Origin of the sequence: Thiomonas sp. OC7, from assembly GCF_900634595.1 — a bacterium.
In the GTDB taxonomy this organism is placed as follows: Bacteria; Pseudomonadota; Gammaproteobacteria; order Burkholderiales; family Burkholderiaceae_C; genus Thiomonas; species Thiomonas arsenitoxydans.
In genome coordinates, this window is sequence record NZ_LR131953.1 from 3,245,603 (window position 1) to 3,258,613 (window position 13,011).

Below are 13,011 nucleotides of genomic sequence, written 5' to 3' on the forward strand. Positions count from 1 at the left end.
AGGTCTTCAATCAATCGTTGAACATTTTCTGCTTGAGCTCGCGGCGTTGCTGCGCTTCGAGCGACAGGGTGGCCGTCGGCCGGGCCAGCAGACGGCCGATGCCGATGGGCTCGCCTGTTTCTTCGCACCAGCCATATTCGCCGCTTTCGATACGCTGCAGCGACTGGTCAATTTTTTTCAGCAGCTTGCGCTCACGGTCGCGGGTGCGCAACTCCAGCGCGTGCTCTTCTTCAATGGTGGCGCGATCGGCCGGGTCGGGGACCAGCAGCGTGTCTTCGCGCAGATGCTCGGTAGTTTCGCCCGCGCTCTTGATCAGATCGTCGCGCATGGTGCTGAGCAGACGCTTGAAGTAGTCGAGCTGGACTTCGTTCATGTATTCCGACTCGGGCATGGCCAGCAATTCTTGCTCGGTCAGTTCGGAGGCAGTCTTGTGCTTCCAGGCATTGGCATGCTTGGGATCGGATTTTCTGGGGGTGGGTTCGATGGTTGTGCTGCTCATGGAACTTCTGTCGAGTCGGATAGGTTCCGGCGACCCCATGGCCGCCGACAAGGGTTTTGAGGCGTGGAGTTTACTCACGCCAGACGAAGATGAGCGCCGAAGCGCCGGGGAAGCTGTGACTTTTTTGGCAGGTGCGGCAGAGACGGCTGGCGCGGTTTGCGCCGCTGTAGCTTTAGCGGCTGACTTGGCGGGCACAACTTTGTCGGGCACTACTGGCGTCGCCTGAACGGCTGGCTCGACCTTGGTCTTGGCTGCAACTGGTTTGACTGCGGGTTTTTTGTCTGCCGCCGCAGGCTTGCTCTTGCCTGGGGCTGCGACCGCTTTTTGAGACGACTTGACCACGAAAATCCTCCCGAACTTTCCCATCCGACGGCCCATTGCCGCCTGATTTGCTGCGTAGCCCGGCACGTACGAAGTGAATTCGTCGTGCGCTGACCGCGCGCTGATTTGAACGTGTGGAGCCGCCCATCGCTGGACTCGCCCCCGGACTTTCCACCCCTCGACTTTCCACCCCTCTTGACCGTGCTCTTTGCCGTACTCTTGGCATCATGCCTTTGCTGTGCCGGGGTGCAGGTCAGCCCCACTGCAACCCAACCCAACGCAACCCAACCGCTCCTCAATTCCACCATGACTGCGGTTTGTCGGGCGAGCTGTCATTCAGGTTAGCCACTGCCCGGGCTGGCCACTGCCAAAACCGCCCGATTCTATTCATTTCGGGTGGCAAGGCAAATGCATCATCCGATCAAGCATTGCTGCAGGCCTTTTTCGAGGATGTCGCGCGGCAGATCGATGCCGATGAACACCATCTTGCTTTGCCGCTGTTCCTGCGCCCCCCAGGGGGCGGCGAGATCGCTGCCCATGAGCTGGTGTACGCCCTGGAACACCACTTTGCGGTCGATGCCCTGCATGTTCAGCACGCCCTTGTAGCGCAGCATGCGCGGGCCGTAGACCTGCACGATGGCGCCGAGAAAGTCTTCGAGCTTGGCCGGATCGAAGGGTTTGTCGGCGCGGTAAACGAAGGATTTCACATCATCGTCGTGGTGGTGATGGTGCGGGTGATTGCAGTGTTCGCCATGCTCGTGATCATGGTCATGGTGGTCGTGATCATGGTCGTGGTCGTGATGATCGTGATCATCGGCCTTGAGGAAGTCGGGGTCGATGTCGAGCTTGGCGTTGAGGTTGAAACCCTTGAGGTCGAGCACCTGCGACAGCGGCACCTCGCCGAAATGCACCACGCTTTGCTTGGCGCGCGGATTCATGTGGGCGAGTCGGTGTTGCAGGGCGGCGAGTTCGTCGGCGCTGACCAGATCGGCCTTGCTGATGAAAATCTGGTCGGCGAAACCCACCTGGCGGCGCGCTTCCTGCCGACTGTCGAGCTGCTGGTTGGCGTGTTTGGCATCGACCAGGGTGAGGATGGCGTCGAGCATGTACTGGCTGGCGACCTCGTCGTCCATGAAAAAGGTCTGCGCCACCGGGCCAGGGTCGGCGATGCCGGTGGTCTCGATGACCACGCGGTCGAACACCAGCTCGCCCTTGCGGCGCTTGGCGGCCAGATCGGCCAGCGTGGCGCGCAGATCGTCGCGAATGGTGCAGCAGATGCAGCCATTCGACATCTGCACGATCTGCTCGCCCGCTTCCTGCACCAGGATGTCGCTGTCGATGTTCTCTTCGCCGAACTCGTTTTCGATCACGGCAATTTTGGAGCCATGCGCTTCGTGCAGCACGCGCTTGAGCAAGGTGGTTTTGCCGCTGCCGAGAAAGCCGGTAACGATGGTGGCGGGAATGAGGGAGGCCATGGTGGGATTCCTTGAAAGAAGCAACTCCCCTTCAGATCGGGGCGATCAACGAAAAATCAACCGGAAGTTCAACTGCGGCGCAGCAGCAGCCCCTTGAGATACTCGCCTTCGGGGAAATGCAGGCTCAATGGGTGGTCGAGCCCGGCGCCGGTACGGGCGACGATCTGAGCGTCTGCGCCCGCGTCGAGCGCGGCGCCAGCGACGATTTTCTGGAACAGCTCGGCACTGACGCCGCCCGAGCACGAAAAGGTGAACAGCCAGCCTCCCGGCGGCAGCAGATGGAAGGCCAGGCGATTGATGTCTTTGTAGGCGCGCGCGGCGCGTTCGACTTGCTGCGGGCTGGCGGCGAATTTGGGCGGATCGAGCACGATGGCGTCGAACTGCGCGCCTTCTTCGCGCAGGCGGCGCAGAGTGGCGTTGACGTCGGCGTCGATGAATTGCGCCCGCGCCGGATCGAAGCCATTGAGCGCGACATGCTCGGCCGCCAGCGCCAGCGCGGGCGCGGAGGAATCGACCGAGGTGACTTGCTGCGCCCCGCCGGCCAGGGCGGCCAGCGAGAAGCCGCCGGTGTAGCTGAAGCAGTTGAGCACGCGCTGCAGGCCGTGCGCGCGTACCGTGTCGGCAAAGCGGGCGCGGGCGTCGCGCTGATCGAGGTAGAAGCCGGTCTTGTGGCCGGTGGCGACATCGACCTGCAGCCGCAGACCGTTTTCATGGATCTCGACCTGCGTTTGCCCTTCGCCCAGCAGCCAGCCGGTGGCCGCGGGCAGGCCTTCGCGTTCGCGCAGCGCGGCGTCCGAGCGTTCGTAAACGCGGGTTTCGGGCATGAGGGCATGCAGGGCGCTGACGATCACCGATTTCCAGCGCTCAATCCCCGCGCTGCCCGCTTGCAGCACCACGATGTCGGCGTAGCGATCGACGATGCAGCCGGGCAGACCATCGCTCTCGCCGTGTACCAGGCGGCAGGCGGTGAGATCCAGCCCGAGCGCTTGGCGGCGGGCGATGGCCGCGCGCAGTTGTTCGGTGAAAAAGGCGGCGTCGATGCGCTGCGTGGCCTCGAAGCTCCAGACCCGCAAGCGGATTTGCGAAGCGGGGCTGAACGCGGCCCAGGCGAGAAACTGGCCGTCGTGCGATTCCACGCGGACGGTTTCTCCACTGTCGGCGCTGCCTTTGGCGATCGAGCTGGCGAACACCCAGGGGTGGCGGCGCAGCAAGGAGCGTTCCTTGCCCGGATGAAGGCGGATGGTTTTCATGGAGGGGCCTTAGGGTTTTTTGCGCGCCCGGGGATGGGCGGCGTCGTAGACCTTGGCCAAATGTTGGAAGTCCAGGCGGGTGTAGACCTGTGTAGTGGCAATGCTGGAATGGCCCAGCAATTCTTGCACCGCGCGCAAATCGCCGCTGGACTGCAGCACATGCGAGGCGAAGGAGTGGCGCAGCATATGCGGATGCACGCGGGCATCGAGCCCGGCAGCGCGGGCGTGCTCGCGCAGCTCCAGCCAGACGCGCTGCGGCGTGAGGCGTGCGCCGCGTGCGCCGAGAAACAGCGCGACCTGCGCGTCGGCGTCGGCATCGGGACGGAGCAGGGCGGGGCGCTGCTCCAGCCATTGCCGCAGCGCCAGTAGGGCGGGACGGCCGATGGGCACGCTGCGCCGCTTGTTGCCCTTGCCGGTGACGGTGGCTTCGGCGGCGTCCCAGTCGATCCAGCCGCGCGCGGTCTTGCTGGCGCGCAGGTCTAGCCCGGTGAGCTCGGACACGCGCAGCCCGCAGGAATAAAGCAATTCGGCGATGGCATGCACCCGCGCGCTGCGGGTGGCGAAGGGTTCAGCTTGGTGCGGGCGTCGGTGCGGGCGCGCTGCGGGCGTCGATTCTTGCGGGGTGTAAGCCGCCAGCGCCACGGCCTGATCGACCGAAAGCGCCTTGGGCAGCGGCTTGGCGGCCTTGGGCGCACGCACGTCCTGCACCGGATTGGCGGCAACGAAGCCGAGCCGCCCCATCCAGCGGAAAAAACTGCGCCAGGCCGACAGCCGCGCCGCGATGGCGCGCGGGCTCATGCCGCCGGCGTGAAGCTGCGCGGCCCAGCGGCGGATGTGCAGCGACTCGATTGGCGCTGCGCCCAGCGTTTCGGCGCGCTGCAGCAGGTCATCGAGGTCGCGCCGATAGTTGACCAGCGTGCCCTCAGCCAGACGGCGTTCGGTTTGCGCGTGTGCGAGATAGTCCACCGCCAACTGACGCAAGGTCGGGCTATTGAGCGGGAGTGAGCCGGGCGCGGCCATATGAGCAAATTGAGGGGCAAACAGGGGGCGAAGAATGGCCTGGGCGGGCTCAGCGCGCGAGCAGGCCGACGAGCGCGGCGCTGGCCAACTGGCTGATGTGGTTAAGGAAGTCAGTGCCCATATCGGCGGTGAAACGCTGGCTGTCGGGGGAGGCCAGCACCAGCAGCCCCATGCACATGCTGGTGTGCGGGTTTTGCAGCGGAATGAGCGCGAGCGATTGCGCCATTTGCGCGTCCGGCAGCCAGTGCGCGGCCTCGAAGCCGGGGTTGGGGCCGACGAAGGGCGCGGCCAGGCTGGCGGCGAAGGTCTTGGCGTCTTCGCTCACCCCGGTTGCGAAGTCGAGCGCGGCGAACGCTTCGCGCACCGGCCAGAGCTTGAGCGCGGTCATGGGCAGGTCGAAGGCGGACTTGAGGGTGTCTTGCAGCGTTTGCGGCAACTGCTCCGGTGCGCCCTGTTGCGCCAGCATGACATCGCGGGCCCACAACAGCAGCTTGCCAGCCAGGGTTTCGTTGTCCACCGCGTTGCGCATCATCGCGGCCAGGCGATGTTCCAGAGTGCGCATTTTGTCGCGCAGCATTTCCATCTGCCGCTCCTGCAACGACACGGCGCGGTTGCCGTGCGGGCTGAGCAATTGCACGGTGGTGAGCAGTTCGGCGTGGCGCTCGAAAAATTCGGGGTTGGCGGCCAGGTAGGCGGCCAGATCGTGTTCGCTCAGTTCCATCGGGTGTTCTCCATCAGGGCAGATCGGGAAGGTCGATCGTGCCGTCAAAAACAAAAGCGGCGGGGCCGGTCATGCGCACGGGCTGGCCTGCTCCCGCCCATGAAATGGTCAGCTCGCCGCCGTGGGTCTGCACGTCCACCGCGCCTTGCAGCCAGCCGTGGCGCAGCCCGGCCGCCACGGCGGCGCAGGCGCCAGTGCCGCAGGCCAGGGTTTCGCCCGCGCCGCGCTCCCAGACGCGCAGGCGGATGTGCTGGGCATCGACGATCTGCATGAAACCGGCGTTGACCCGGCGCGGAAAACGGGGGTGATGCTCGATCAGCGGGCCGTCGCGCAAAACGGGCGCGGTGTCCACATCGTCCACCCGCTGCACCGCATGCGGATTGCCCATCGACAGCACGCTCACCCAGGCGGTGGCGTCCGCGATGTCCAGCGGCCATTGCTCCCAGCCATCCACCTGCCGCGGCCTCAGGCCGGTGGCCTCGAAAGGCACGCGCGGCAGATCGAAAACCGGCGCGCCCATGTCCACGGTGACGCGGCCGTCGGGCTGCAGTTCAGGCTCGATGAGGCCGGAGAGCGTCTGCACCCGGATGCGTCTTTTGGCGGTGAGCCCCTTGCCGTGCACATAGGCGACGAAGCAGCGCGCGCCATTGCCGCATTGCTCCACCTCACCGCCGTCGGCGTTGAAAATGCGATAGCCGAAATCGACTTCGGGCGAGGGCGCGGCTTCGACCACCAGAATCTGGTCAGCGCCCACGCCAAAGTGCCGGTCGGCAAGCAGGCGCAGTTGCGCCGCGTTGAGGGTCAGCGGGGCGCGGGTGGCGTCGAGTACGACAAAGTCGTTGCCGGCACCGTGCATTTTGGTGAACGCGACTTGCATGGGTCAGTAAAGAGAAGGCTCGCCTTCGGGGCGGTTCTTGAAGCGCTTGTGCACCCAATGGTATTGCGCGGGCATGGTGCGCACCTGCTCTTCGATGAAGCGGTTCATGCGTCGCAGATCGGCGTCGATGTCGGCGGGCTTGCCCCGGGCGTCCAGCGCGGGAAAATCGGCCCAGGCGGGATGCACGGTGATGGCGTAGCCGCGCGCACCGGGCAGGATGCGGGTGACCACGGCGTAAACCCGGGCGTCGGCGGAAGCCGCCAGCCGCGGGGCGACGTCGAGGGTGGCAGCGGGAACGCCGAAAAAGTCGATGAAGCGCGAGCTGCGCAGGCCGAAGTCCATGTCGGGCAGGGTGTAGAACGGCACCCCGGCTTTGAGTTGCCGCAACATGCCCGCCGCGCCGTCATGCCGCGAGACGATGGCGGCGGTGTGAAAGCGGCTGCGCCGCGCCACCACCCAATCGTCGAGTACCTTGTTTTTCTGCGGGGTGTACATGCCCGAAACCGGGCGCGGCGCCACCAGGCTGAGCGCCGTCCATCCGGCGTCGAGCCCCTCGAAGTGAAAACCCAGCAGCAGGGTGTTGCGGCTGCCATCCAGCGCTTCCTCCACCGGGCCTTCGAGATGCAGCAGGCGCTGCAGGCGCTTCGGGCTGGCGTACCAGAGCACGCCGCGTTCGAGAAACGCCCGGGCGACGAAGACAAAATGCTGTCGCGCCACGGTGCGCTGCTGCGCAGCCGTCCAGTCGGGGAAACACAGTTGCAGATTGCGCAGGGTGATGCGCCGACGCGAGCGGGCCAGCGGCCACAGCAACCAGCCCACCGCCGTGCCCAGCGCAGCGAGCACGGGGTAGGGCAGCAGATGCAGCAGCCAGACAAGGCCGATGCTCAGACGGGCGAACAGCGACTTCATGGCGCGCATTCCTCGGCAAGATTCGGCGCGGGGGGCGGCGGTGCGCCCGAGGGGATTTTGTAGCGGTTGTAGGCCCAGAGATATTGCTCGGGACAGCGCCGGATCAGACCTTCCAGCGCACGATTGATCTGCGTGGCGGCGCGTTGCGGGTCGGCGTCCAAGGCTTCGGGAAACGGCTCCAGCGTCAGGGTGTAGCCGCGCCCGCCGGGCAGGCGCAGGGCCGAGGCCAGAATGATGCGGGCGTTGCCCAGTTGCACCAGGCGCGCGGGCAGAGTCATGGTGTAGGCCGGGCGGCCGAAAAAGTCGGCCCAGACGCCTTCGCCGCTGCCGGGCGCCTGATCGGGCAACAGGCCGACGGACTCCCCCGCGCGCAGGGCGCGCAGCAATTGCCGCACCCCGGCGAGATTGGCCGGGGCGGTGGCCAGATTGTGGCGCTGGCGCGAGGCCAGGGCCAGCGGCAGCAGCACGGCCTTGCGCGGCGGGCGGAACATCACCGTGATCGGGCTCCAGAGCGCGGCCGCCTGCGCCGAGATTTCAAAGCATCCCAGGTGCGGCGTGAGATACAGCACGCCCATGCCCTGGGCGCGAACGGCATCGACATGTTCCTTGCCGATCACCTGCACGCGGTGCACGGGCGCCGCAGCGCCGCGCCGGAACCAGACCACGGGCAACTCCCCGACCATGCGTCCGGCCTGCGCGGCCGCCTTGCGCGCAAGCTGCTCCGGTGCATACCCCGCCTGTTGCAGATGTGCGCGCAGACGCTGGCGATACACGCTTGAAGCGGCATAAACCAGCAGGCCGAGCGCCGCCCCGAGCGACTGGAGCAAACCCAGCGGCAAGACAGACAGCCAGCGGAACACGCGAAGCAGCACGATGAAGGATTTCCCTGAGGTGCAAAGGGTGCCATGTTACGAAGCGCCGCTGAACAAAGGGCGCGCATAGAATCCATGACATTGCCACCGAGTTAATGACAACTTGCGGGGTGGCAGGGGCAGGCGACCTTCGGGGCGGCTGCGTAGATGTCCGCTAAAGCGTCGCCGTGCGAGACCCAAACGGTGGCGTCGATCCAACCGTTCAAAGAAAGGTCCGTCATGGCAAACCACTTCCTGTTTACATCCGAGTCCGTTTCCGAAGGTCATCCCGACAAGGTGGCCGATCAGATTTCCGACGCCATTCTCGACGCCAATCTGGCGCAAGACCCGGCCTCCCGCGTTGCCGCCGAAACCCTGGCCAACACTGGCCTGATCGTGCTGGCGGGTGAGATCACCACCACGGCCGTGGTCGATTACATCCAGGTCGCGCGCGATACGCTCAAACGCATCGGTTACGACGACGCCGATTTCGGCATCGACCACAAAAGCTGCGCGGTGCTCGTCGCCTACGACAAGCAAAGCCCCGACATCGCCCAAGGCGTGAACAAGGCGCACGACGACGAACTCGACATCGGCGCCGGCGACCAGGGGCTGATGTTCGGCTACGCCTGCGACGAAACCCCCGAGCTCATGCCCGCGCCGATCTACTACGCGCACCGCCTGGTCGAGCGCCAGAGCCAGTTGCGCCGTGACGGCCGTCTGCCCTGGCTGCGCCCGGATGCCAAGAGCCAGATCACCTTCCGCTACGAAAACGGCTATCCCGTGGCCATCGACACGGTGGTGCTGTCCACCCAGCACGCGCCTGACATCGCGCTGGCCGATCTGCGCGAGGCGGTCATCGAGCACATCATCAAACCCGTGCTGCCCGCGGAGTTCATGCGCGGCGAGGTGAAGTACCTCATCAACCCGACCGGCCGCTTCGTCGTCGGCGGCCCGCAGGGCGACTGCGGTCTCACGGGGCGCAAGATCATCGTCGATACCTACGGTGGCGCGGCCCCGCATGGCGGCGGCGCCTTCAGCGGCAAAGACCCGACCAAGGTCGACCGTTCGGCCGCCTACGCTGCGCGCCATGTGGCCAAGAACATTGTGGCTGCCGGGTTGGCCAAGAAATGCCTGGTGCAGATTTCCTATGCGATCGGCGTGGCCCAGCCCACCAGCATCATGGTGACGACGCAGGGTACCGGCGTGATCGACGACGCCAAGCTCGAACAACTGGTGCGCCGTCACTTCGATCTGCGGCCGCGCGGCATTATCGAAATGCTCGATCTGCGTCGCCCCATCTACTCCAAGACCGCCGCCTACGGCCATTTCGGCCGCGACGAACCCGAGTTCAGCTGGGAGGCCACCGACAAAGCCGCCAAGCTGCGCGACGACGCCGGACTGGGCGCACTGCGGGCCGCCGCGACGGCGTAAAAGAGGGCGTGTCAGGGGCGGCGGTTCGGCGACGTTAACAGCCGGAAAATCGGTCCGTCGCCTCGATCAGACGCGAGAGGATGCCCGGCTCGTTGTAGGCGTGCCCGGCGTCGGGCACGAGCTGAAAGTCGGCTTGCGGCCAGGCGCGGTGCAAGTCCCAGGCGCTGCGTACCGGGGTGCACACGTCGTACCGGCCTTGCACGATGACGCCAGGCACCTCGGCCAGCTTGCCTGCGTCGCGGATCAACTGGCCTTGCTCCATCCAGCCTTCATGCACGAAGTAGTGGTTCTCGATGCGGGCGAAGGCCAGCGAGAACGCATCTTGCGCATGATGTGCAGCGTTGACCGCATCGGGCAGCAGACGGATGGTTTGCCCTTCCCACACGCTCCAGGCGCGGGCGCAGGCCAGTTGCGCTGCCGGGTCGGCGCCCGTCAGCCGTTTGCGATAAGCGCCGATCAGATCGCCGCGCTCCGCTTCGGGAATGGGCGCCAGAAAGCCCTCCCACAGATCGGGAAACAGCCACGACGCACCCTCCTGGTAGAACCAAAGCAGCTCCTCTCGCCGCAGGGTGAAGATGCCGCGCAGGATCAGCGCCGACACTCGCGCGGTGTGCGTCTGGGCATAGGCCAGGGCCAGGGTGCTGCCCCACGAGCCGCCGAACACCAGCCAGCGATCCACGCCCAGCAGGGTGCGCAGCCGCTCGATGTCGGCCACCAGATGCCAGGTGGTGTTGTTCTCCAGCGAGGCGTGCGGGGTCGATCGTCCGCAGCCGCGCTGGTCGAACAACAGCACGCAGTAGCGCTGCGGGTCGAACAGCCGACGATGATCCGGCGAACAGCCCGAGCCCGGTCCGCCGTGCAGAAAGACGGCAGGCCGACCTTGCGGATTGCCGCAGAGTTCCCAGTAGATCTGGTGGCCTTCGCCGGTGTCGAGCACGCCGGTTTTGAAGGGTTCGATGGGCGGGTAATAAGTGCGTAAGTTCATGGGAATGGCAGAATAGCGGGTCTCTTTTCCCCCTGCCCGAACCTATCCATGAGCACCACCCAGATCGGCGGCGTGACCGTCAACACGCAGGCCAATGTGTACTTCGACGGCAAATGCATCAGCCACGGCATCACCCTGGCTGACGGTACGAAAAAATCAGTCGGTGTCATCCTGCCCGCCACGCTGACCTTCAACACCGGCGCGCCCGAAATCATGGAATGCGTGGCCGGGGCCTGCGAATACAAACTGCCGGGCAGCGACGTTTGGGTGAAATCCGGCGTGGGCGAGCGTTTCAGCGTACCCGGCAACACCCGCTTCGAGATTCGCGTGCCGGAAGGCGAAACCGCCTATCACTACATCTGCCATTTCGGCTAACCCGCGCTCAAAACCCATGGCTACCATTTTGCAAAACCTGCCTACCGGGCAAAAAGTCGGCATCGCCTTCTCCGGCGGCCTCGACACTTCCGCCGCCCTGCTGTGGATGAAAAAAAAGGGCGCCCAGCCCTACGCCTACACCGCCAACCTCGGTCAGCCCGACGAGAGCGACTACGACGACATTCCGCGCAAGGCCATGGGCTTTGGCGCTGAAAAGGCCCGCCTGATCGACTGCCGCGTGCAACTGGCGCACGAAGGCATTGCCGCCATCCAGTGCGGCGCGTTTCACATCAGCACCGGCGGCGTCACCTACTTCAACACCACCCCGCTGGGCCGCGCCGTCACCGGCACCATGCTGGTGGCCGCCATGAAGGAAGACGACGTCAACATCTGGGGCGACGGCTCCACCTTCAAAGGCAACGACATCGAGCGCTTCTACCGCTACGGCCTGCTCACCAACCCCGCGCTGAAAATCTACAAACCCTGGCTCGACCAGACCTTCATCGACGAACTCGGCGGCCGCAAGGAAATGAGCGAGTTTCTCATTGCCAACGGCTTCGATTACAAGATGTCGGTCGAAAAGGCCTACAGCACCGACAGCAATATGCTCGGCGCCACGCACGAAGCCAAAGACCTGGAGCACCTGAGCAGCGGCATCCGCATCGTCAACCCCATCATGGGCGTGGCGTTCTGGAAGCCCGAAGTGGAAGTCAAAGCCGAAGAAGTCACCATTCGTTTCGAGGAAGGCCAGCCGGTCGCCCTCAACGGCCAGACCTTCAGCGACGCGGTTGCGCTCTTCCTCAAAGCCAACGAAATCGGCGGCCGCCACGGCCTGGGCATGAGCGACCAGATCGAGAACCGCATCATCGAAGCCAAGAGCCGCGGCATCTACGAAGCCCCCGGCATGGCGCTGCTGCACATCGCCTACGAGCGCCTGGTTACCGGCATCCACAACGAAGACACCATCGAGCAGTACCGCATGGGCGGTCTCAAGCTCGGCCGCCTGCTCTACCAGGGCCGCTGGTTCGACCCGCAAACGATGATGCTGCGCGAATCCGCCCAGCGCTGGGTGGCCCGCGCCGTGACCGGCGAAGTGACGCTGGAACTGCGCCGTGGCAACGACTACTCCATCCTCAACACCGAGAGCCCCAACCTGACCTACGCCCCCGAGCGCCTGAGCATGGAAAAGGTGGAAGACGCCCCGTTCAGCCCGCTGGACCGCATCGGCCAGCTGACCCTGCGCAACCTCGACATCACCGACACCCGCGCCAAGCTCGGCATCTACGCCAAGACCGGGCTGATTTCGCTGGGCGAGGGCGCGAGTATGTTGCGGTTGGAAGGGGAGAAGGGGGAGTGAAGCCGCAGATGCATGTGTTCTTGGTCATGCATGACTCCTGATCTTCTCTCTCCCCTATCACCATGAGGTTGATTATCCCCCGAGGAGAACTATTTTGAATATCAATTCATTGGCGGCGACGGGCTGCAAGCTGTGTTTCGATTCGCCTCCACTGGATTTTGATTTCACCATGGCGTTTCAGCCCATTGTGGATTCACGCAGCGGTACAATTTTTGCACATGAAGCCTTGGCGCGTGGTTTGCAGGGTGAGCCCGCAAGCACCATTTTTGAGAAGGTGAACGACGATAATCGCTATCGATTCGATCAGACTTGCCGCGTCAAGGCGGTAGCGCTTGCCGCCCGGTTGGGATTGAAAGGCTATCTGAGCATCAATTTTCTTCCGAATGCGGTTTACAAACCTGAGCTCTGTATTCGCGCCACTTTGGCCGCGGCGGAACAGTACAGTTTTCCGCCAGACCGTCTGCTGTTTGAAGTGACCGAGAGCGAGCGTGTTGAAGATGTCGGGCACTTGAAGCCCATCATTAACGACTATAAAAGCAGAGGTTTTCTGACGGCGATTGATGATTTTGGTGCCGGTTTTGCAGGGCTGAATCTGCTTGCCGAATTGCAAACGGATATTGTCAAGCTGGATATGGCATTGGTGCGTAACGTTAACGAAGACCGCATCAAGGCCTCCATTATCCGTGGGGTTATTCAGACCTGCATAGATCTGAATATCCGGGTCATCGCGGAGGGCGTAGAAACGCGAGAGGAATATCTGTGCCTTGAGCGTATGGGAATCAATTTGTTTCAGGGGTTCTATTTTTCTCGACCGGTATTTGAGGGGTTGGGACAAATCGACCCGAATTTGTTCAGTCATGCACTGGGTTGATTATTTGTCAGGTTCCGCATGATTTCCGACTGTTTTTGAGAGCAGATCAGCGAGGACTCGGGTTTG

13 protein-coding genes are annotated in these 13,011 nt (G+C 64.2%); 4 read left to right on the plus strand and 9 right to left on the minus strand.

The genetic code is table 11. The features are described from left to right. Positions 1–10: 10 nt before the first annotated feature. From dksA to BIO17B3_RS15600, 8 genes are all read right to left on the minus strand, one after another. Positions 11–499, minus strand: coding sequence for an RNA polymerase-binding protein DksA (gene dksA, locus BIO17B3_RS15565; RefSeq protein ID WP_013106486.1), 489 nt, complete (start codon positions 497–499; stop codon positions 11–13). Positions 500–1,233: 734 nt separating this feature from the next. Continuing rightward, a complete protein-coding gene (locus BIO17B3_RS15570; protein ID WP_156054709.1) occupies positions 1,234–2,295 on the minus strand; it encodes a GTP-binding protein in 1,062 nt (353 codons plus the stop codon). 68 nt (positions 2,296–2,363) lie between these two features. Beyond that, positions 2,364–3,545: a class I SAM-dependent rRNA methyltransferase gene (locus BIO17B3_RS15575; protein ID WP_156054710.1), complete on the minus strand. Its 1,182-nt coding sequence runs from the start codon at positions 3,543–3,545 to the stop codon at positions 2,364–2,366. Positions 3,546–3,554: 9 nt separating this feature from the next. Next, a complete protein-coding gene (locus BIO17B3_RS15580) occupies positions 3,555–4,565 on the minus strand; it encodes a tyrosine recombinase XerC (RefSeq protein ID WP_156054711.1) in 1,011 nt (336 codons plus the stop codon). A gap of 49 nt (positions 4,566–4,614) precedes the next feature. Then, positions 4,615–5,286 (minus strand): DUF484 family protein, encoded by a 672-nt coding sequence (locus BIO17B3_RS15585; RefSeq protein WP_156054712.1) that lies wholly within the window; start codon positions 5,284–5,286, stop codon positions 4,615–4,617. 13 nt (positions 5,287–5,299) lie between these two features. Next, entirely contained in the window at positions 5,300–6,163 is an 864-nt protein-coding gene (gene dapF / locus BIO17B3_RS15590; protein WP_156054713.1) for a diaminopimelate epimerase, read from the minus strand. Between the two features lie 3 nt (positions 6,164–6,166). Beyond that, entirely contained in the window at positions 6,167–7,072 is a 906-nt protein-coding gene (locus tag BIO17B3_RS15595) for a lipid A biosynthesis acyltransferase (protein ID WP_156054714.1), read from the minus strand. Continuing rightward, positions 7,069–7,944 (minus strand): lysophospholipid acyltransferase family protein, encoded by an 876-nt coding sequence (locus BIO17B3_RS15600; RefSeq protein ID WP_156054715.1) that lies wholly within the window; start codon positions 7,942–7,944, stop codon positions 7,069–7,071. Before BIO17B3_RS15600 ends, BIO17B3_RS15595 begins: the two co-directional genes overlap by 4 nt. Positions 7,945–8,163: 219 nt before the next feature. Between BIO17B3_RS15600 and metK the strand changes: the two genes are divergently transcribed. Further along, on the plus strand, positions 8,164–9,357 hold the full coding sequence (gene metK, locus BIO17B3_RS15605) for a methionine adenosyltransferase (RefSeq protein ID WP_156054716.1): 1,194 nt from the start codon (positions 8,164–8,166) through the stop codon (positions 9,355–9,357). A gap of 34 nt (positions 9,358–9,391) precedes the next feature. Here the strand turns inward: metK and pip are convergent, their stop codons facing one another. Next, positions 9,392–10,342, minus strand: a complete 951-nt coding sequence (gene pip / locus BIO17B3_RS15610) for a prolyl aminopeptidase (protein ID WP_156054717.1) — start codon at positions 10,340–10,342, stop codon at positions 9,392–9,394. A 48-nt stretch (positions 10,343–10,390) separates the two neighbouring features. Between pip and BIO17B3_RS15615 the strand changes: the two genes are divergently transcribed. The 3 genes from BIO17B3_RS15615 (at position 10,391) to BIO17B3_RS15625 (ending at position 12,945) form a co-directional block, all read left to right on the plus strand. Continuing rightward, the gene (locus BIO17B3_RS15615; protein ID WP_156054718.1) at positions 10,391–10,717 is read left to right on the plus strand and encodes a pyrimidine/purine nucleoside phosphorylase; all 327 of its coding nucleotides are present in this window, start codon (positions 10,391–10,393) and stop codon (positions 10,715–10,717) included. Positions 10,718–10,733: 16 nt separating this feature from the next. After that, the gene (gene argG, locus BIO17B3_RS15620) at positions 10,734–12,074 is read left to right on the plus strand and encodes an argininosuccinate synthase (protein ID WP_156054719.1); all 1,341 of its coding nucleotides are present in this window, start codon (positions 10,734–10,736) and stop codon (positions 12,072–12,074) included. Between the two features lie 94 nt (positions 12,075–12,168). After that, positions 12,169–12,945, plus strand: a complete 777-nt coding sequence (locus BIO17B3_RS15625) for an EAL domain-containing protein (RefSeq protein WP_156054720.1) — start codon at positions 12,169–12,171, stop codon at positions 12,943–12,945. Positions 12,946–13,011 lie beyond the last annotated feature (66 nt).

Coding starts and splice junctions, on each gene's coding strand:
- dksA (WP_013106486.1), bottom strand. CDS start 499: ATGAGCAGCACAACCATCGAACCCACCCCCAGAAAATCCGATCCCAAG.
- BIO17B3_RS15570 (WP_156054709.1), bottom strand. CDS start 2,295: ATGGCCTCCCTCATTCCCGCCACCATCGTTACCGGCTTTCTCGGCAGC.
- BIO17B3_RS15575 (WP_156054710.1), bottom strand. CDS start 3,545: ATGAAAACCATCCGCCTTCATCCGGGCAAGGAACGCTCCTTGCTGCGC.
- BIO17B3_RS15580 (WP_156054711.1), bottom strand. CDS start 4,565: ATGGCCGCGCCCGGCTCACTCCCGCTCAATAGCCCGACCTTGCGTCAG.
- BIO17B3_RS15585 (WP_156054712.1), bottom strand. CDS start 5,286: ATGGAACTGAGCGAACACGATCTGGCCGCCTACCTGGCCGCCAACCCC.
- dapF (WP_156054713.1), bottom strand. CDS start 6,163: ATGCAAGTCGCGTTCACCAAAATGCACGGTGCCGGCAACGACTTTGTC.
- BIO17B3_RS15595 (WP_156054714.1), bottom strand. CDS start 7,072: ATGAAGTCGCTGTTCGCCCGTCTGAGCATCGGCCTTGTCTGGCTGCTG.
- metK (WP_156054716.1), top strand. CDS start 8,164: ATGGCAAACCACTTCCTGTTTACATCCGAGTCCGTTTCCGAAGGTCAT.
- pip (WP_156054717.1), bottom strand. CDS start 10,342: ATGAACTTACGCACTTATTACCCGCCCATCGAACCCTTCAAAACCGGC.
- BIO17B3_RS15615 (WP_156054718.1), top strand. CDS start 10,391: ATGAGCACCACCCAGATCGGCGGCGTGACCGTCAACACGCAGGCCAAT.
- argG (WP_156054719.1), top strand. CDS start 10,734: ATGGCTACCATTTTGCAAAACCTGCCTACCGGGCAAAAAGTCGGCATC.